This is a genomic window from Qipengyuania algicola (assembly GCF_042492175.1).
Taxonomy (GTDB): domain Bacteria; phylum Pseudomonadota; class Alphaproteobacteria; order Sphingomonadales; family Sphingomonadaceae; genus CAJXSN01.
In genome coordinates, this window is the sequence record NZ_CP170453.1 from 1,849,499 (window position 1) to 1,865,193 (window position 15,695).

Annotated in this window: 21 protein-coding genes; 9 read left to right on the top strand and 12 right to left on the bottom strand. The window is 62.3% G+C overall.

Annotation, left to right across the window (positions count from 1 at the left end):
- The first annotated feature begins 148 nt into the window (after window positions 1-148).
- Both ACFCW2_RS08680 and ACFCW2_RS08685 read left to right on the top strand, forming a co-directional pair.
- Entirely contained in the window at window positions 149-361 is a 213-nt protein-coding gene (locus tag ACFCW2_RS08680; protein ID WP_379545699.1) for a cold-shock protein, read from the top strand.
- A 117-nt stretch (window positions 362-478) separates the two neighbouring features.
- A complete protein-coding gene (locus ACFCW2_RS08685) occupies window positions 479-685 on the top strand; it encodes a hypothetical protein (RefSeq protein WP_379545700.1) in 207 nt (68 codons plus the stop codon).
- 36 nt (window positions 686-721) lie between these two features.
- Here the strand turns inward: ACFCW2_RS08685 and ACFCW2_RS08690 are convergent, their stop codons facing one another.
- Complete coding sequence (locus tag ACFCW2_RS08690) at window positions 722-1,201, bottom strand: GFA family protein (protein ID WP_379545701.1); 480 nt, start codon at window positions 1,199-1,201, stop codon at window positions 722-724.
- 69 nt (window positions 1,202-1,270) lie between these two features.
- Here ACFCW2_RS08690 and ACFCW2_RS08695 point away from each other — a divergent pair, with 69 nt between their 5' ends.
- The 3 genes from ACFCW2_RS08695 to ACFCW2_RS08705 are packed head-to-tail and all read left to right on the top strand — an operon-like array spanning window position 1,271 to window position 2,658.
- Complete coding sequence (locus ACFCW2_RS08695; protein ID WP_379545702.1) at window positions 1,271-1,741, top strand: DUF3429 domain-containing protein; 471 nt, start codon at window positions 1,271-1,273, stop codon at window positions 1,739-1,741.
- 42 nt (window positions 1,742-1,783) lie between these two features.
- Entirely contained in the window at window positions 1,784-2,191 is a 408-nt protein-coding gene (locus ACFCW2_RS08700; RefSeq protein WP_379545703.1) for a GFA family protein, read from the top strand.
- A gap of 29 nt (window positions 2,192-2,220) precedes the next feature.
- Window positions 2,221-2,658 carry a COG3650 family protein gene (locus ACFCW2_RS08705; RefSeq protein WP_379545705.1) on the top strand — a complete coding sequence of 146 codons (438 nt, stop codon included), beginning with the start codon at window positions 2,221-2,223 and terminating at the stop codon, window positions 2,656-2,658.
- A 30-nt stretch (window positions 2,659-2,688) separates the two neighbouring features.
- On the opposite strand, the gene ACFCW2_RS08710 is transcribed toward ACFCW2_RS08705, so the two are convergent.
- Both ACFCW2_RS08710 and ACFCW2_RS08715 read right to left on the bottom strand, forming a co-directional pair.
- On the bottom strand, window positions 2,689-3,042 hold the full coding sequence (locus ACFCW2_RS08710; protein ID WP_379545706.1) for an Mpo1-like protein: 354 nt from the start codon (window positions 3,040-3,042) through the stop codon (window positions 2,689-2,691).
- Window positions 3,043-3,053: 11 nt separating this feature from the next.
- On the bottom strand, window positions 3,054-4,487 hold the full coding sequence (locus ACFCW2_RS08715) for a S41 family peptidase (protein WP_379545708.1): 1,434 nt from the start codon (window positions 4,485-4,487) through the stop codon (window positions 3,054-3,056).
- Window positions 4,488-4,724: 237 nt separating this feature from the next.
- On the opposite strand from ACFCW2_RS08715, the gene ACFCW2_RS08720 reads away from it, so the two are divergent.
- Both ACFCW2_RS08720 and ACFCW2_RS08725 read left to right on the top strand, forming a co-directional pair.
- Window positions 4,725-5,309, top strand: a complete 585-nt coding sequence (locus ACFCW2_RS08720; RefSeq protein ID WP_379545710.1) for a YbhB/YbcL family Raf kinase inhibitor-like protein — start codon at window positions 4,725-4,727, stop codon at window positions 5,307-5,309.
- A gap of 26 nt (window positions 5,310-5,335) precedes the next feature.
- The gene (locus tag ACFCW2_RS08725) at window positions 5,336-5,587 is read left to right on the top strand and encodes an SWIB/MDM2 domain-containing protein (protein WP_379545711.1); all 252 of its coding nucleotides are present in this window, start codon (window positions 5,336-5,338) and stop codon (window positions 5,585-5,587) included.
- 4 nt (window positions 5,588-5,591) lie between these two features.
- Here the strand turns inward: ACFCW2_RS08725 and ACFCW2_RS08730 are convergent, their stop codons facing one another.
- Together ACFCW2_RS08730 and ACFCW2_RS08735 are read right to left on the bottom strand one after the other, a co-directional pair.
- Entirely contained in the window at window positions 5,592-6,005 is a 414-nt protein-coding gene (locus tag ACFCW2_RS08730) for a DoxX family protein (protein WP_379545712.1), read from the bottom strand.
- Between the two features lie 51 nt (window positions 6,006-6,056).
- Window positions 6,057-6,347: a DUF427 domain-containing protein gene (locus ACFCW2_RS08735; RefSeq protein ID WP_379545714.1), complete on the bottom strand. Its 291-nt coding sequence runs from the start codon at window positions 6,345-6,347 to the stop codon at window positions 6,057-6,059.
- Window positions 6,348-6,445: 98 nt separating this feature from the next.
- Between ACFCW2_RS08735 and ACFCW2_RS08740 the strand changes: the two genes are divergently transcribed.
- Complete coding sequence (locus tag ACFCW2_RS08740; protein WP_379545716.1) at window positions 6,446-7,699, top strand: dipeptidase; 1,254 nt, start codon at window positions 6,446-6,448, stop codon at window positions 7,697-7,699.
- Here ACFCW2_RS08740 and ACFCW2_RS08745 read toward each other — a convergent pair.
- The 4 genes from ACFCW2_RS08745 to dapD form a co-directional block, all read right to left on the bottom strand.
- On the bottom strand, window positions 7,696-7,884 hold the full coding sequence (locus ACFCW2_RS08745) for a DUF3008 family protein (protein WP_379545718.1): 189 nt from the start codon (window positions 7,882-7,884) through the stop codon (window positions 7,696-7,698). The genes ACFCW2_RS08740 and ACFCW2_RS08745 overlap by 4 nt on opposite strands.
- A gap of 3 nt (window positions 7,885-7,887) precedes the next feature.
- On the bottom strand, window positions 7,888-8,118 hold the full coding sequence (locus tag ACFCW2_RS08750; protein ID WP_379545719.1) for a DUF2945 domain-containing protein: 231 nt from the start codon (window positions 8,116-8,118) through the stop codon (window positions 7,888-7,890).
- Window positions 8,119-8,188: 70 nt separating this feature from the next.
- Complete coding sequence (locus tag ACFCW2_RS08755) at window positions 8,189-8,494, bottom strand: hypothetical protein (RefSeq protein WP_379545721.1); 306 nt, start codon at window positions 8,492-8,494, stop codon at window positions 8,189-8,191.
- A gap of 78 nt (window positions 8,495-8,572) precedes the next feature.
- Window positions 8,573-9,394 carry a 2,3,4,5-tetrahydropyridine-2,6-dicarboxylate N-succinyltransferase gene (gene dapD / locus ACFCW2_RS08760; RefSeq protein ID WP_379545722.1) on the bottom strand — a complete coding sequence of 274 codons (822 nt, stop codon included), beginning with the start codon at window positions 9,392-9,394 and terminating at the stop codon, window positions 8,573-8,575.
- A 155-nt stretch (window positions 9,395-9,549) separates the two neighbouring features.
- Here dapD and ACFCW2_RS08765 point away from each other — a divergent pair, with 155 nt between their 5' ends.
- Entirely contained in the window at window positions 9,550-11,961 is a 2,412-nt protein-coding gene (locus ACFCW2_RS08765) for a S8 family peptidase (RefSeq protein ID WP_379545723.1), read from the top strand.
- Window positions 11,962-11,965: 4 nt separating this feature from the next.
- On the opposite strand, the gene ACFCW2_RS08770 is transcribed toward ACFCW2_RS08765, so the two are convergent.
- The 3 genes from ACFCW2_RS08770 to ACFCW2_RS08780 all read right to left on the bottom strand — a co-directional run bounded on the left by ACFCW2_RS08770 (window position 11,966) and on the right by ACFCW2_RS08780 (window position 15,655).
- Window positions 11,966-13,051: a phosphotransferase family protein gene (locus ACFCW2_RS08770; RefSeq protein ID WP_379545724.1), complete on the bottom strand. Its 1,086-nt coding sequence runs from the start codon at window positions 13,049-13,051 to the stop codon at window positions 11,966-11,968.
- The gene (locus ACFCW2_RS08775) at window positions 13,051-14,136 is read right to left on the bottom strand and encodes a Zn-dependent alcohol dehydrogenase (RefSeq protein ID WP_379545725.1); all 1,086 of its coding nucleotides are present in this window, start codon (window positions 14,134-14,136) and stop codon (window positions 13,051-13,053) included. The genes ACFCW2_RS08770 and ACFCW2_RS08775 overlap by 1 nt, the downstream gene beginning before the upstream one ends.
- Before the next feature lie 175 nt (window positions 14,137-14,311).
- Complete coding sequence (locus ACFCW2_RS08780; RefSeq protein WP_379545726.1) at window positions 14,312-15,655, bottom strand: acyl-CoA dehydrogenase family protein; 1,344 nt, start codon at window positions 15,653-15,655, stop codon at window positions 14,312-14,314.
- Window positions 15,656-15,695 lie beyond the last annotated feature (40 nt).

Sequence of the window (15,695 nt, forward strand, 5' to 3'; positions counted from 1 at the left end):
GACGGACTTCGAAATTTGCGCTCCGCCGTTTGCCTGTATTGGCCCCGGCGTAAACCGGACGACGACTTCCTATCATTTGACGATTTGACGCGACGACCGCGTGGCACAATCGCCGCGCGGCAATCTCGTTTCTTGAAAGGAAACAATTATGTCGAAGACCGGCACCGTAAAATTCTTCAACACCGACAAGGGCTATGGCTTCATCCAGCCCGATGACGGTTCCCCGGACAGCTTCGTGCACATCACCGCTGTGCAGGCCGCCGGCATGACCACGCTCGATAAAGAGCAGCGTCTGAACTATGAAGTCGAAACCGGCCGCAATGGCAAGGAAAGCGCCGTCAATCTGACGTCCGCCGACTGATATTTCAGGAAGGGCGCCCGGGCCAATGGCATCGGGCGCCCGACCTTTATGCGGCGGGATGGGTCGCTCCAATCTACCCGGAATTTCATACACAACATATCCCTTGGGAGGGGAAGAATGAGCCAGGGTTACGAATTCTACATGACCCGCGCAAACGAGGCGGCCGCCGAGGCGGAAGCCGCTGTGCTGGACAATGTGCGCGAACGGGCGCTGCGGGCCGAAGCCACATGGCGTGGACTGGCCGATCAGGCACGCGCCGTCGCCATGGAACGCGCCAAAGTCGAGAAAGAGAAAGCCGCCCAGCGCGAAGCTGCTCTGGATTAGGTACCTGATTCCGGCAGCCCTTTCGCCGCCAAACCTTTAGCCAATATCGAACCCGGCAGCCTTCGCCTCGGCGATGATCTGGGCCCCGGTCTTTCTGGGCCCGGTCTTTTTCTGGCTGTCCTGCGCGAGATCGTACCAGCACGGTTTTTCATCGATGAAGATCTGCTGCTCGATCCCCATGCTCGCATCCACATCGGCTGGCAGATCGAACAATCCGGCCAGAAAGCTGTGCAGATCGCCCGGCAGGAAACGATACCACAGATTGCTGCCGCATTGTTTGCAAAAGGCGCGCTCGGCCCACTCGCTGGAGCGATAGCTCGTCACATGCTCCTGCCCGGAAACGGAAAAGCCCGAACCTTTCAGCCCGCCAAAGAACGCGCCGCCCCACCGGCGGCACATAGCGCAGTGGCAGATATCCACTTCGGGCCGTGCACCCTCCAGCGTGATCGACACCGATCCGCACAGGCAATGTCCACTGATGGATTCGGTCAGGGGGGCGGGGTGTGTGTCAGCCATGAGCGTTTCCTCCTTAGAGCAACCTCATTAGGCGGGGAGCGAATAGCTCTGCAATGCGTTGGTGCGCCAATGACGAAACTTCCTGTCCTCCCTCGTATCCTCGGTTTTTCAGGTCTCCTCCCGCAATTTGCATGCGCACTGGTCGTCTGGTTCGGCCCGCCGGACCTGCGCTTCTGGGCGCTGGCGATTGGCTGGGGCTACGCGGCTTTGATCCTGAGTTTTCTCGGCGGGCTGTGGTGGGGCTTGCTGGCTGCGCAGATGGCGGCGGATGGCGGGACGAGCGACCGTCCGCAGCCGTGGATGTGGATCGCCTCGGTTGTCCCAAGCCTGTGGGCCCTGGTGACCTTCCTGCCGTGGATCGTGGGTGCCAACTGGCCTGGCCCGTCGCTGGTCGGGCTCGGGCTGGCTCTGCTGGGCAGTGTGTGGGTGGACCGGCGGCTGGCAGCCCGGCTGACCGTCGTGCCCGACTGGTGGATGGCGCTCAGGGTGCCGCTGTCGGTCGGCCTTGGCACAGCGAGCATTGTTCTAGCGCTTGGCTAAAAGGATATCTTCGGTCTAGGCTGCGGCCCGAGGGAGATGATCATGAACGAGATTACCGGCGGCTGCCTGTGCGGCAATATCCGATACACGATTAAAGGCGATCTGCAGATGAGCGCCGTGTGCCATTGCAAGAACTGTCAGAAGCAGGCCGGCACCGCGTTCTCTACCATCGTCGGAATGACGCCGGATATGATCACCATCGAAGGCGAACCCAAAACCTATGTCGACAGCGGCGACAGCGGCAATGTGGTGCACCGCAAGTTCTGCCCCGAGTGCGGCTCGCCCGTCTTTACAGAAGCCGGGGCCGCGCCCGGAATGATCTTTGTGAAAGCCGGATCGTTCGACGATGAAAGCCAGTTCACGCCGGGCATGCATTTCTACACCAAGAGCAAGCATGCATGGCTGCCACTGGATGACAGCGTGCCAGCGTTCGACACGGTTCCGGGCTGACGAGGCCGGGCTAGAAGAAGGGAAACAGAATGGTGCGCGGTATCTGTCTTTCAGCGGCAATCGCTGCTCTGGCCGCCTGTCAGGCCGGTCCCGAAGCGGGCGATAATGTCCCCGGCACATCGCCCGAAGGCTTTACCGGCATTGCCGAGGACGAGACGATCATCTTCGGCGGAACCGAACCGTTCTGGGGCGGTGAGGTGCAGGGGACGCAGCTTACTTGCTCTACCCCTGAAAACCCCGATGGCACGCAGATCGCAGTCGAACGCTTTGTCGGGCAGGGCGGAATATCCTTCTCCGGCACGCTGTTCGAAGAAGGTTTCGACATGACCGTGACGCCCGGCGAATGCAGCGACGGGATGAGCGACCGTACATATCCTTATACGGTCACGGTGATTGTGGGCGAGACGCAGCTGAATGGCTGCGCGCATACCGATCAACAGCCGTTCGAGGGGCCTGAAACCCCCTAGCGCGACCTTGCCCGCGCTGGATCGATCTGTTCAGCGCGTCTTGGCGGCAGGGTTCTGGACCCCGGCAGCTTCGAGATGCGGCCCCAGCCCGCCGGTGATCCACAGACCCCACATCCGGAAATCGGAAATCAGGCTCCACAGCGGATAGGTGAAGGTCGCGGGCCGGTTCTTCTCGACCCCGAAATGGGCGACCCATGCGAAGAAATATCCCGCAACGGGCAGTGCCGCTAGCAGCCACCATGTGCCGCTAAACACCGCATAGGCAGCCAGCGCGATAACCAGCGTTGTGCCGACATAATGCAGCGCGCGGGTCTGCGGCAGCGAATGCTCGCGCAGGTAGAACGGCCAGAATTCGGCGAAACTGTTGTATTCACGCTCTGCCATTGCGCGTCTCCCTAGAAGAGCCCGGGTGTCTCGCGCTGCGCGACGGTCGGTTCGGCGGCCTGCAGCAATTGCTGACGCGGGCCAACGCTGCGCACGCCTTGCTCGCCATTGGTCCCGGCAATCGCGCTACAAGTCTCGCCGCGCAGGAAGCCCAACGCCTTGGCGACAGACGCCTCGGCGGGGTCGCCCAGCTGGTTGCTGACATCGTCCGCCGCCTCGCACGTTTGCGGGAAGACGCTGGCGAGGCCGGTAAAATATTCGCCCTCGCCGTTCACATTTTGCGACTGGAAGGCGACAACGCGCAGACGGTCGTCGCATTCGGGCTGGTCGAGACCGATCTGCCCAACCGGCTTGCCGAACGTATTCTCGCCGATCAGCGCGGTATTGTTGCCCAGATAGGGAATGAAGGAGTTGGCGACGAGCTCGCTGGCCGATGCCGTTCCGCCGCGGCCGATAAAGGCGATTTTTGTCGGCGCGATTGCCTGCGAGACTTGCTCGAAGGGCTCGGTCACATTGTTTTCCGACTTGGACGGGCGGAAGGTTGTGAAGCTGAATGTGCTGCCCACACGGCCGGCCCCCATCAGGTCGCCCATCAGCTCTGCGGTGCGCACAAGGCCGCCACCATTGTAGCGGAAATCGACAATCACTTCGCGCACGCCCTGCTGGCGGAACGCATCATAGGCGGTGCGCAGATCGCTTTCTGCTGTATCGATGAAGGTCCGCAGATTGATATAACCAACCAGCTTGCCCCCATCATTGAGGACCTGCGCGCCATACCGGTCGCTCACCGGATCGAGCGGGAAATCGGCTTTCGAAACTGTGACTGCCGTCACGGCACCTCCGCGCGGGCGGATGCGGAAGGAGCGTGTGACACCGGCATCGGACGGGCCGAGCCGGTCCACGATCCCTTGCGGCCCCTCGGCAGCCATGATGGTGCCGACATCCTCAAGGGCGCCGGGCCGTTCGCCCAGTGCGATGATTTCGGTTCCGCGATCAAACCCGCTGGCAAAGGCAGGCGCGTTCTCGAACGCTTCGAGGACGAAGACGCGGTTGTTGGCTGTGTCATAGGACAGGCGGATGCCAAAGCCTGCGGTGGAGCCCGAAGCGAAGAAGGCGTTTTCCTCCTCGATGGAGGTCACATAGGTGAAAAACCTGTCCCGCGATTGCGCGCGGGCCGGCGCGACCAGAGCGTTGATATAGCCGTTGACCGAAGTGAAGGCCGCCGGATCGACGCTGAGGTCGAGCAGGTCGGGGAACAGATACCATTCCTCGATCTGCTCGCGCGCCCATTGCTGGCGTGATGCGAGCGAACAGGTCCCGCCGGTCGAGGGCGGCGTGGGTGTTGGCGATGCGGTGAAATTGTTGGACGAGCTGGAATCCCCGCCACCACATGCCGCGAGAGAGACTGCAAGTGTCGCCGCAATCACGTTTCTGCCGATACCCATTTTCGTCGATTCCCCGTTGGCTCCCCCGTCCAAATCGCGGGAAGCCTTTATGAAACTGTGTCCAATCCTTAATTGATCTCTTCTGAATGGGAAGCGTATTGGCCCCGGAAACACGGGATCGGACACGATTATCCGGTCAAATGCTGGAAAAGGTGGAAAAACCCGCTCCCGCGCCCTCGCCACGGCGGTGGAATGGGCCTAGCACCTCCCTCAATTGATAGCTGGAGACTTCCGACGATGGCCGATTGGCTTGATTCTGTTCTGCCCAAGGATTGCCCCCGCAATAGCGGCCTGGCCATTGCGCGCCTGACAGAAGAGAAGCGGATCGGGCGCGGGGGTCTGACATTGACCAGCCCGGCCTTCGCGCCGGGCGGGGAACTGGATCCCTGCTTCACTGCCGACGAAGAAGACGCCGTCGCTCCGCCGATGGAATGGACGGCCCCTCCGCCGGGCACGCAGGAGATGGTGCTGATCGTGGAGGATGCCAGCGTCAGCCCGCCGACATTGCACTGGTCCGTCTGGGGCCTCGCCGGTCAGCGCGGCAAATTGCTTGAGGGCGAAGTGCCTCCGCGTGTTGGCAAGAATGCAAAACAGAATTCGGAATGGCTGCTGCCTGCCCAGTCGGAAGAAGACGGGACGCATCATTTCGTATTCCAGCTGTTCGCGCTGGAGCTGCCACTGACACTGATGCCGGGCGCATCTGCCAAGGATGTGTTTGCGGCAATTGAAGGTCAGGTCTCCGCTGCGGCGGTGCTGACTGCAACCTATCGGTCCGCCGGCGATGGCGCCGACGACTGGGAAGACGAAGACGACATCGACTGAATTCTAACAGCAAGAGGAGAATTGTAATGGCTGGTAAGAACAATGCGCTGCAGAAACCTGTGACGGTTTCGCCCGAACTGGAAAACGTGATTGGCAAGGGTCCGATGACCCGCGCCGAGGTGACGAAGAAGGTCTGGGACTACATCAAGGCCAACGATCTGCAGAAGCCGACCGACAAGCGCACGATTGTGCCCGATGCGAAGCTGGGCGGCGTGATCGGCAAGGATGAAATTTCCATGTTCAAGATGACGGCAGCGGTGTCCAAGCACCTGAGCTAACATCCTATTTGTGGCGGGCGAGGGGCCATCCGGTCACCTCGCCCACCCATAGGGCGAGCCAGATGATAACCGGCTGCGCCATCATCCGGGGCACGTGATAGGCGAGACCCAGTCCGCCCGGCTCACCCGAACTGGCCCTCGCCAGATCCATCGCAAAATGATGCATATTGGCCGGCCAGACGCACAATGCGTACAGCGCCAGCCCGGCACCTGCGGCCTGTCGCAATGGCCGTGACCAAGGTTGCAATAACCCTATCGCCCCCGCGATTTCCGCTATTCCGGTCCAGAAAACCACCGCTTCGGGGGCGGGCACCCAGCCGGGCATGATCGCCAGAAAACCCTCCGGGCTGGCCAGATGGAAATAGCCCGCAATGGCGTAGAACCATGCGAGAACCCAGCGCAGTATCGATCGGATCATGCCAGCTTTGTCGCACGGACGGGTTTCGCGCGATAGCGGTAATCCGGCGGGTCAGCTCTCGATGATCTCCACACTGCCGTAGAACGCGATATGGTCCCGGATATGCTCGGCCTTGGGCTTGGGATCGGTGTAGCACCAGGCCGCATCGGTGTTCATTTCACCGCCAGCATTGATGGAGAAATAGCTCGCATCCCCTTTCCACGGACAATGGGTGGTTTTGGATGAGTGGACCAGATTGCCGCGATTGACGCTGGCTGGCGGGAAATAGTGGTTTCCCTCCACCATCACGGTTGTCTCGCTTCGCGCTATGGTTTCGCCATTCCAATGGGCTTCGACAGTCATTTCGCTGTTCCTCTGTCCAAATCGGTTCGCCTTTTGCATTCGGCCACCCTTGCGCTAGGTCAGCGCAGGAGAGACCAACACGTTCCGAAGGAAATCCGATGCGCCTGATCCCGGCCCTGCTTGCCACCGCGATGATAGCCGCTCCTGCAATGGCGCAATCGCCCGAGGAAGTGGCTGAGGCTGCTCTGGAAGCAGCGCCGGTGTGGGATGGCCACAATGACGTGCCGATCCAGCTGCGGGGTCGGTTCGGAAATCAGATCAACGACTTCGATTTCATGAACACAATGGACACCGGCACCGAGACACGGGGCGCGATGCACACTGATATCATCCGCCTGCAGGTCGGTAAGGTCGGGGCGCAATTCTGGTCCGTCTATGTCAGCGCTTCGCTGGAGGAATCCAAAGCGGTGCAGGCCACGGTCGAACAGATCGATGTCACCAAGCGTCTGATCGCGCGGTATCCGGAAGACCTCGCTCTGGCACTCACCGCAGACGATGTGGAGCGCGCGCTTGCCGAAGGGAAAGTGGCTTCGATGATGGGAATGGAGGGCGGCCATTCCATCGGCTCCAGCCTCGCGGTGCTGCGCCAGATGTATGCGATGGGCGCGCGCTACATGACCATCACGCATTCGAAGTCGCTCAGCTGGGCCGACAGCTCGACTGACGAACCGAAGAACAATGGCCTGACCGAGTTTGGCAAGGACGTGATGCGGGAAATGAATCGTATCGGGATGCTGGTCGATCTCAGCCATGTGAGCGAGAAGACCATGCATGATGCGCTGGATGTGGTGACCGCGCCGGTTATCTTCAGTCACTCGTCGGCGCGCGCCCTCAACGGTCATGCGCGCAATGTGCCGGACGGGGTGCTGCGCCGCCTGCCGGAAAACGGCGGGATCATAATGGTCACATTCGTGCCGGGCTTCCTGAGCGAGGAGGCGCGCGTGTGGAATGCCAATCGGGCAGGCGAGCGTGCGCGGCTGGACGCGTTGTGGCAGGGCCAGCCAGACGAAGTGAAGGCGCGGATGGATGAATGGGACGCAGCCAATCCGCTGCCGCAATCCTCCATCGCGCAGACCGCCGATCACATTGACCATGTGCGTGCGGTTGCGGGGATCGATTCCATCGGCATCGGCGGCGATTACGACGGTATTCCCTTCGCCCCGCCGGGGCTGGAAGATGTGTCGACCTACCCGGCGCTGTTCGAGGAGCTGGCCCGGCGCGGATACTCGCAGGAGGATCTGGAAAAGCTATCGATGCGCAACATGATGCGGGTCATGCGGGCAGCCGAAGCCACCGCAGCCTCGATGCAGCGCAATCCTCCGATCGAGTATCCAGCTGGGGAGCCGCGTTAAGCGCCTTCCGCCGTTTCGGGCAGGTCGGAGCGGTTGGTGGAGGCCATGTCCTCCAATTCGCTCTCGCTCATGCTGTCGAACATCTGCCGCGAGGCACCCTGCAGGTCGCTTTTGTCCTGCTCCCCGCGTTTTGCGGCCAGTGCGGCACCTGCGGCCTGCTGCTGCGCTTTGCTCTTCGCGTCCATGGCTCAGCTGTCCTGAGCCGACAGCTCGGAGCCGCGCTTCAGCACCTCGTCGCCGTCTTCCTGCTTGATCAGATAGGCCGGGTTGTCTTCGTCGCCATCCTTGGTGACTTCGGTTCCCTGCAAAGTGCGGGTCACCTCGCGTTCGAAACGCTCTTTGATCTGGCCTTTGCCTTCGCCGTTACCCCAATCCCATTTGACGTATTGGTCGGTCTGGAAGCTGTTGGAATTGCTCATGATATGTCCTTTCAGAATATATCATGAGTAATCCTTCGCCCCCGCTTCCGGTTCCCGGCTGCGTTATTCCTCAGCTGGCGGCTTCGTTTTCGATCAGGCCTGGCCCTGCATCGGAAGCGCCTTCGATTTCATCGGCATCCTCGATCACGATGCTGTCCGTGCTATCGCCGGTTTCGGCAGCCGAATTGATCGAGCCGGTCATCGTTGCTTCTTCCTCGACATCCCCCTGGAACAGGGCCGGGATGATCCACACGGCGGACATGGCAATGATCGCCAGCAGCAGGCTGATACCCAGCACCCAGCGCATCGCGCCGGTTTTCACGCCCGCCATCGCGTCATCGTCTTCGATGTGAATCTCGTCTCTATTGTCTGCCATGTTTTTGCCCTCCGGGGTGCCTTTGTATCACAACGCCAACCAGCGGTCGGTCTAACCGTTCCCTGATAGCGCCGCAAATCAATCGCGCAGCAAATCGTTGATGGCGGTTTTCTCGCGGGTTTGCGCGTCCACGGTTTTCACAATGATCGCGCAGGCGAGTGAGGGGCCGCCATCCTTGGCTGGCAAAGTGCCGGGGACGACGACGGAATAGGGCGGGATGTGGCCGCGAATAACTTCGCCGGTATCGCGGTGCACGATCTTGGTAGACTGGGTGATGAATACGCCCATGGCGACCACCGATCCTTCGCCGACGATCACGCCTTCGACAATTTCCGAACGCGCACCGATAAAGCAATTGTCGCCGATGATGGTGGGATTGGCCTGCAAGGGCTCCAGCACACCGCCAATGCCCGCGCCTGCCGAGATGTGACAATTCGAGCCGACTTGCGCGCAGCTGCCGACGCTCGCCCATGTGTCGATCATCGTGCCGTCGCCGACATAGGCCCCGATATTGGTGAAGCTAGGCATCAGCACCACGCCCTTGCCGATATGGCTGCCCCGCCGCACGATGGCGCCCGGCACCACGCGGAAACCGGCGTCACGGAAGCGGGCATCGTCCCAGCCTTCGAACTTGCTGGGCACTTTATCGAAGGCAGGCGCGCCAACCGCCCCCTCGATCACGGCATTGTCGCGCAAGCGGAAGGACAGCAGAACGGCCTTTTTCAGCCATTGACTGACTTGCCAGCCGCCCTGTCCATCGGGCTCGGCCACCCGCCGCTCGCCGGAATCGATGAGGGCGATCGCTTCCTCCACCGCCTGCGCTATGTCGGTGCTTTCGGGGGTCACCGCATCGCGGTTGTCCCATGCGGCTTCGATGGTTTGGGCGAGGGTGTCGGTCATAGTGCGGGTTCCTGTATCTGCGGCGCGCGGCGCGTTTGCATCGCTGCTACAAACAGCCACGCGATACAGCAAGCAGTTGAGGTGTTGGTAAGACTGCCTTCATGTGGCTAAGTTTAGCCTCACACCCAATTGGGGCAATCAGCAAGGAAGCAGCCATGCAAATTGAAACAACGCGCGAGAAGCCGGCGCCGCGCACGCGCATGGTGTCCCGCGCATTGCTGGTTGGCTGCGCAGCTGGCGCACTGGCGGCCTGCGGCGGTGGTGGAGGAGGCGGGCCGGTCAGCACGCCCACACCGCCTCCGGCTTCCCCGGCGCCATCTCCTACGCCTGCGCCCACACCCACACCGACTCCGCCGCCCACTTTCGACACGGCCGAAGTCAACCGGTCGGACGGGCCGGAGCAGCATAATGCCATCGCGGCATGGCAGGACGGGACTACGGGTGACGGGGAGCTGATCGCCGTGATCGATACCGGGATCGATCTGGACAATCCCGAATTTGCAGGCCGGATCGACTCGCGCTCTACCTATATTGCAGGGACCGGTGACGCACAGGAAGTCAGTGACCATGGCACGCATGTCGCGCTGGTTGCGGCGGGTGCTCTGGACCAGACAGGCGTGGTGGGCATTGCCTACGAGGCCAATATTCTTGCTCTGCGGTCAGACCGCGAAGGGTCGTGCGCGTCGGGTAATGATGCGACGCTGGATGGTTGCCGATTTACCGATGTAGATCTGGCGCGCGCGGTAACCCGTGCGACCAATTCCGGGGCGACGGTCATCAATCTCAGTCTTGGGGGCAGTTTCCCCGGCCAGCGCCTGAACGATGCGGTGGCGGAGGCAGCGGCGGCGGGCATCGTTATCGTGGTCTCGGCCGGCAATGACGGGGGGTCGACTGATCCCAATCTTGATCCCTCCAATCCTGACCGGTTTGCCACCGGCCTGCTGGCGGCGGGCGGGGCCAATGTGATCATCGTCGGCTCGGTCGATGCGAGCGGGGCATTCTCCGATTTCAGCAATGCCGCTGGAGATTCGGCGGCATCGTTCCTCTCCGCACGCGGCGAGCAGGTCTGCTGCATTTACGAAGATGGCGAATTGCGTCGGACGAACCGGGACGGCCTCAGCCTGGTTACGGTCTTTTCCGGCACCAGCTTTGCCGCCCCGCAAGTGGCAGGCGCGGTGGCTTTGCTGGCGCAGGCCTTTCCCAATCTGACCGGCGCCGAGATTGTCGAGATCCTGCTCGACAGCGCGGCCGATGCGGGGGCTAATGGAACCGACCGCACCTTCGGGCGCGGGCTGCTCGATATTGCGGCGGCGTTTGCCCCTCAGGGCACCACGCGTGTGGCTGGTACCACCAGCAATTTCGAGCTGTCGGACGATGCCGCGATTGGCTCTGCGGCCATGGGCGACGCGCTGGAGGCGACGACGCTGTCGACCATCGTGCAGGACAAATATGACCGCGCCTTCGGGTTGGAGCTGGGCAGCAGCCTGCGCGGAGCGGCTCCGGCCCCGGTGCTGCGCGGGATCGTCAGCGGCAATGGCCGGCGTGTTGCGGCGGGTAGCGAGAGGCTCTCGCTGGCCTTTACAGTGGGCGCGCCGGGATCGGCGGGCCAGGCCGATGCATTGCAGCCCCTGCGTCTGTCACAGGATCAGGCTGCGGGTGCGCGGGTGCTGGCGGGCCGCATGTCCTTTGCACTCGCTCCCGATACGAAAGTCGGACTGTCGTTCAGTGAGAATGCGAACGGTCTCGTCGCCCATTTGCAGGGGCAGGGGCGGGCGGATCGTCCGGCCTTTATGATTGCGCAGAATACGGCGGGGGACACAGGCTTTGCCCGCGCGGGCAAGTTCGCCTTCGCCATGCGGCACGAGTTCGGCGGGCTGGGCGTGACAGTGAACGGCGCGAGCGGAGATGCAGTGCTGGGGGCCAGCAGGCGCGGTGCAGATGTCGTCTCGCGGCGGTATGAGCGTTTCGGGGCGACTAGTCTGGGCGTGGGTCTGGACGGCAAAATCGGCCCGTTCGATGCGACCGCAGGGGCCAGCTGGCTGTCGGAGGACCGCACGGTGCTGGGTGGCTATTGGCACGAGGCACTGGGAGTGCAGGGCGCGGACAGCTTGTTCCTCGATGCCGCGCTCGGTTTCGATCTGGGTTCGGATTGGCGCATGGGGGCAGCCTATCGCCATGGGTTCACCCGGCCCCATTCGGGCGGCATGCTGGAGGCCGGATCGCAGTTTTCGTCCAATGCCTTCTCGCTCGATCTGAGCAAACGCCATGCCCTGATGCGCGGTGACAGTCTGGGACTGCGGATCGCGCAGCCGCTCAGAGTGGTGCGCGGGGGCCTCGATCTGACGCTACCCACGGCGTACGATTATGCCAGCGAGAGCCCGATCTATGGCGTGCAGCGCCTGTCGCTTGCGCCAGAGGGGCGCGAATTGATGGGTGAGCTGAGTTGGCAGGGTATGCTGGCAGGCGGCGCATTTTCCAGCAGCCTCTATCTGCGCAGTCAGCCGGGCCATTACGCCGACGCGCCCGAGGATGCCGGGCTGGTGCTACGTTGGAACCGTCAGTTCTGACCGCTCAGGCCGGCATGCCTGCTTTCAGCGCGAAGGCGTAGGCATTCTGCACCAGCGGGGTGACGCGCTCGCTCATGCTTTTCGCATGGGCGCTGCTGGCCGTGCCGTCGATCACGCGCTTCTTGATGCCCTGCATGATCCCGGCGAGCCGGAACAAATTGTAGGCGAAATACCACTCCATCGGCGGCACGGGGTACCCGGTGCGCTCGACATAGCGGCCAACCGCTTCTTCGACCGACGGGATGCCCAGCGCTTCGATATCGAGGCCAGCCAGCCCTGCGCGGCCATCGGCAGGGTTGAACCAGTTGAGCATCAGATAGCTGAAATCCGCAATCGGATCGCCCAGCGTCGACAGCTCCCAGTCGAGCACGGCGATGACGCGGTTCTCGGTTTTATGGAAGATCATGTTGTCGAGCCGGTAATCGCCATGCACCACGCCGCTCGCATGCTGGGGAGGGATGGTTTCCGGTAGCCACTCGATCAACCGGTCCATTTCGGGAATCGTTTCGGTTTCGGACAGCTTATACTGCTTGCTCCAGCGGCTGATCTGGCGGGCGCAGTAATCCTGGCTCTTGCCGAAATCGCCGAGGCCGATTTCTTCCGGTTTCTGCAGATGCAGATCGGCCATGGTGTCGATCATGGCGTTGTAGATTTCGCGGCGCTCTTCGGGAGTGTTGTCGGGCAGCGCGCCGTTCCACAAGCTGCGCCCGTCGGCCATGCTCATCACGAAGAATTTGGAGCCGAGCACCTCCGGATCTTCACACAGGCCGAATGTCTGCGGGACAGGGAAGCCGGTGGGATACAGCCCCGTCATCGCCTTGTATTCACGGTCCACCGCATGGGCGCTGGGGAGCAGTTTGCCGAAGGGCTGGCGGCGCAGGACATAGGACCGCGACGGCGTATCCAGCCGGTAGGTCGGGTTCGACTGACCGCCCTTGAACTTGGTGTAGCTGATCGGGCCTTCATACCCTTCCACATTGGCTTCGAACCACGCGGTCAGCGCATCCATGTCCAGCTTGTCGCGGTCCTCGACCTCGACGGTGCCGACCATTTCCTTCTGGTAGTCGATTTTCGGCGCTTCTGTCGTCATCAGTCGAACACCACCACGCTGCGTGCGCTATGCCCTTCGCGCATCTTGTCGAACCCCTTATTGATGTCTTCCAGCGGTATCCGCTCGGCGATGATCGTGTCGAGATCGAGTAGCCCGCGCATGTAGAAATCAACGAGGCGCGGCAGATCGACCGGGAACTGCGTTTCGCCCATAATCGCGCCCTGCAATTTCTTGCCCGACAGCAAATCCATCGCGCCGAGGCCGACTTTGCAATCGAGCGGCATCATGCCGAGGATGACCGCCGTGCCGCCCCGGCGGAGCGCAGCCACAGCGAGGTCTGCACTGGCCTGACGTCCCACGGCTTCGATCCCGTAATGCACGCCGCCGTCCGAGAGTTCGATGATCTGCTTGGCCGCATCCTCGGCCATCGCGTCGACCGTGTGGGTCGCGCCCAGAACCTTGGCCAGCTCGCGCTTTTCGGGCAGTGGATCGGCGGCAATGACCTTCCCCGCACCGGCAATTTTCGCGGCATTGATGGCGGCCAGGCCCACCCCGCCGCAGCCCACGACCAGCACGGTTTCGCCCGGCGTGACATTGGCGGCATTGAAAATCGTGCCCGCTCCGGTCGTCACGGCGCAGCCGATTACAGCGGCGCGGTCGAGCGGCATGTCCTTGTCGATGGCAACGCAAGCGTTTTCGTGGATCAGCATCTGCTCGCTGAAGGCCGAGAGGTTGAGCATCTGGTTCACAGGCTCGCCCCCATTGCGCGTGATCCGCATCGGATCGCCTTTGCCCCTGCGGGTGTTGACGCCGAGACACAGGGCGAGCCTGCCGGTCACACAAAACTCGCAATTCCCGCAGAAGGCGGAGAGGCAGGAGACCACGTGATCGCCCGGCTTCACCGAGCGCACTTCGCTGCCGACTGCACGGACCACGCCCGCCGCTTCGTGGCCGGGAATGGCCGGAAGCGGGTGGGGGTACGCCCCGTCGATAAAGTGCAGGTCGGAATGACACAGGCCGCAAGCCTTGGTGTCGATCAGCACCTCGCGCGGGCCGGGATCGGCGATTTCGACCTCGCCGATCGTCAGTCCGCCGACTTCTTCGAGAATTGCTGCTTTTGCCATCGATCTCTCCTCAGTCTCCCTCCTCTTCAGAGGAGGGGTAACGAGACTTGGCGTTGCGAAGCAATGCCTAGTCGCAGTGGGGTGGTGCGCCACTCAGAACAGCGTTCAGAACGGCGCTGATGTGGCAACACCACCCCCCGACCCCCTCCTCTGAAGAGGAGGGGGAAAAGGTTGCCTAGCGCGTCGCTCCCACGTCTCCGCTGGACATCGCACCGGCGCTGCCAGCGCTGGCCGAGCGCGCCTGTCCGCCGCGAAGGGCGTTGGCGGTCGGGCCTTCGCTGGGCACGTGCTTGCCAAATTCCATGCGCGCGATGGAACGGGCGTGCACTTCGTCGGGACCGTCCGCCAGACGCAGCGTGCGCTGGTGGGCGTAAGCGCTGGCGAGGCCGTAATCGTTCGACACGCCGCCGCCGCCATGGGCCTGGATGGCATCGTCGATGATCCGCAGAGCCATATTCGGCGCCTGCACCTTGATCATGGCGATTTCCTGCTTGGCCGACTTGTTGCCGACCTTGTCCATCATGTCGGCCGCTTTCAGGCAGAGAAGGCGGGTCATGTCGATGTCGATGCGGGCACGCGCCACGCGCTCTTCCCAGACCGAGTGCTTGTAGATCGGCTTGCCGAAGGCTTCACGCTCCTGAAGACGCTTGCACATCTTCTCCAGCGCTTCCTCTGCCACGCCAATGGTGCGCATGCAGTGGTGGATACGGCCAGGGCCGAGGCGGCCCTGCGCGATCTCGAAACCGCGGCCTTCGCCCAGCAGCATGTTGGTGACCGGCACACGCACGTCTTTCAGCTCGACTTCCATATGGCCGTGCGGCGCATCGTCATAGCCAAAGACGGGCAGATGGCGGATGATGTTCACGCCCGGCGCATCGTTGGGCATCAGGATCATCGACTGCTGTGCATGACGCCCGGCAGTGGGGTCTGTCTTGCCCATCACGATCGAGACTTTGCAGCGCGGATCGCCGAGGCCCGAGGACCACCATTTGCGGCCATTGATGACGTATTCGTCGCCATCGCGCTCGATCCGCGTTTCGATATTCGTCGCGTCGGAGGAAGCGGTGAACGGCTCGGTCATCAGGAAGGCGGAGCGGATCTCGCCATTCATGATCGGGCGCAGCCACTGTTCCTTCTGCTCAAGCGTGCCGTAGCGGTGGAACACTTCCATATTGCCGGTGTCGGGCGCGGAGCAGTTGAACACTTCGGAGGCAAAGCCGATGCGGCCCATTTCCTCGGCGCACAGCGCGTATTCGAGGTTGGTCAGGCCGGGGCCTTCGAACTCGAAAGTCTCTTCCACATGGTGATGGCCGTCATTGCGCGGCGGCATGAACAGGTTCCAGATGCCCTGCGCCTTGGCCTTTTCCTTCAGTTCCTGAACCACCGGGATCACTTTCCAGCGGTCGCCTTCCGCGTCCTGCTCGGCATAGGTCGGCACGGCGGGGCGGATATGGTTTTCGATGAAGTCGGCTACGCGGTCACGCCAGTGGCGCTGGCGGTCTGTGGGCTCGAAGTCCATGGGGGTAATTCCTCTCTAGTCTCAATTCGCAATCGAATTT

Excerpts from the sequence above, each read along its gene's own strand:
- ACFCW2_RS08690 (WP_379545701.1), bottom strand. The coding sequence starts at position 1,201 with ATGGCTGACACACACCCCGCCCCCCTGACCGAATCCATCAGTGGACAT.
- ACFCW2_RS08765 (WP_379545723.1), top strand. The coding sequence starts at position 9,550 with ATGCAAATTGAAACAACGCGCGAGAAGCCGGCGCCGCGCACGCGCATG.
- ACFCW2_RS08705 (WP_379545705.1), top strand. The coding sequence starts at position 2,221 with ATGGTGCGCGGTATCTGTCTTTCAGCGGCAATCGCTGCTCTGGCCGCC.
- ACFCW2_RS08730 (WP_379545712.1), bottom strand. The coding sequence starts at position 6,005 with ATGATCCGATCGATACTGCGCTGGGTTCTCGCATGGTTCTACGCCATT.
- ACFCW2_RS08680 (WP_379545699.1), top strand. The coding sequence starts at position 149 with ATGTCGAAGACCGGCACCGTAAAATTCTTCAACACCGACAAGGGCTAT.
- ACFCW2_RS08715 (WP_379545708.1), bottom strand. The coding sequence starts at position 4,487 with ATGGGTATCGGCAGAAACGTGATTGCGGCGACACTTGCAGTCTCTCTC.
- ACFCW2_RS08685 (WP_379545700.1), top strand. The coding sequence starts at position 479 with ATGAGCCAGGGTTACGAATTCTACATGACCCGCGCAAACGAGGCGGCC.
- ACFCW2_RS08735 (WP_379545714.1), bottom strand. The coding sequence starts at position 6,347 with ATGACTGTCGAAGCCCATTGGAATGGCGAAACCATAGCGCGAAGCGAG.
- ACFCW2_RS08770 (WP_379545724.1), bottom strand. The coding sequence starts at position 13,051 with ATGACGACAGAAGCGCCGAAAATCGACTACCAGAAGGAAATGGTCGGC.
- ACFCW2_RS08700 (WP_379545703.1), top strand. The coding sequence starts at position 1,784 with ATGAACGAGATTACCGGCGGCTGCCTGTGCGGCAATATCCGATACACG.
- ACFCW2_RS08780 (WP_379545726.1), bottom strand. The coding sequence starts at position 15,655 with ATGGACTTCGAGCCCACAGACCGCCAGCGCCACTGGCGTGACCGCGTA.
- ACFCW2_RS08725 (WP_379545711.1), top strand. The coding sequence starts at position 5,336 with ATGGCTGGTAAGAACAATGCGCTGCAGAAACCTGTGACGGTTTCGCCC.
- ACFCW2_RS08755 (WP_379545721.1), bottom strand. The coding sequence starts at position 8,494 with ATGGCAGACAATAGAGACGAGATTCACATCGAAGACGATGACGCGATG.
- dapD (WP_379545722.1), bottom strand. The coding sequence starts at position 9,394 with ATGACCGACACCCTCGCCCAAACCATCGAAGCCGCATGGGACAACCGC.
- ACFCW2_RS08745 (WP_379545718.1), bottom strand. The coding sequence starts at position 7,884 with ATGGACGCGAAGAGCAAAGCGCAGCAGCAGGCCGCAGGTGCCGCACTG.
- ACFCW2_RS08720 (WP_379545710.1), top strand. The coding sequence starts at position 4,725 with ATGGCCGATTGGCTTGATTCTGTTCTGCCCAAGGATTGCCCCCGCAAT.
- ACFCW2_RS08750 (WP_379545719.1), bottom strand. The coding sequence starts at position 8,118 with ATGAGCAATTCCAACAGCTTCCAGACCGACCAATACGTCAAATGGGAT.
- ACFCW2_RS08740 (WP_379545716.1), top strand. The coding sequence starts at position 6,446 with ATGCGCCTGATCCCGGCCCTGCTTGCCACCGCGATGATAGCCGCTCCT.
- ACFCW2_RS08775 (WP_379545725.1), bottom strand. The coding sequence starts at position 14,136 with ATGGCAAAAGCAGCAATTCTCGAAGAAGTCGGCGGACTGACGATCGGC.
- ACFCW2_RS08710 (WP_379545706.1), bottom strand. The coding sequence starts at position 3,042 with ATGGCAGAGCGTGAATACAACAGTTTCGCCGAATTCTGGCCGTTCTAC.
- ACFCW2_RS08695 (WP_379545702.1), top strand. The coding sequence starts at position 1,271 with ATGACGAAACTTCCTGTCCTCCCTCGTATCCTCGGTTTTTCAGGTCTC.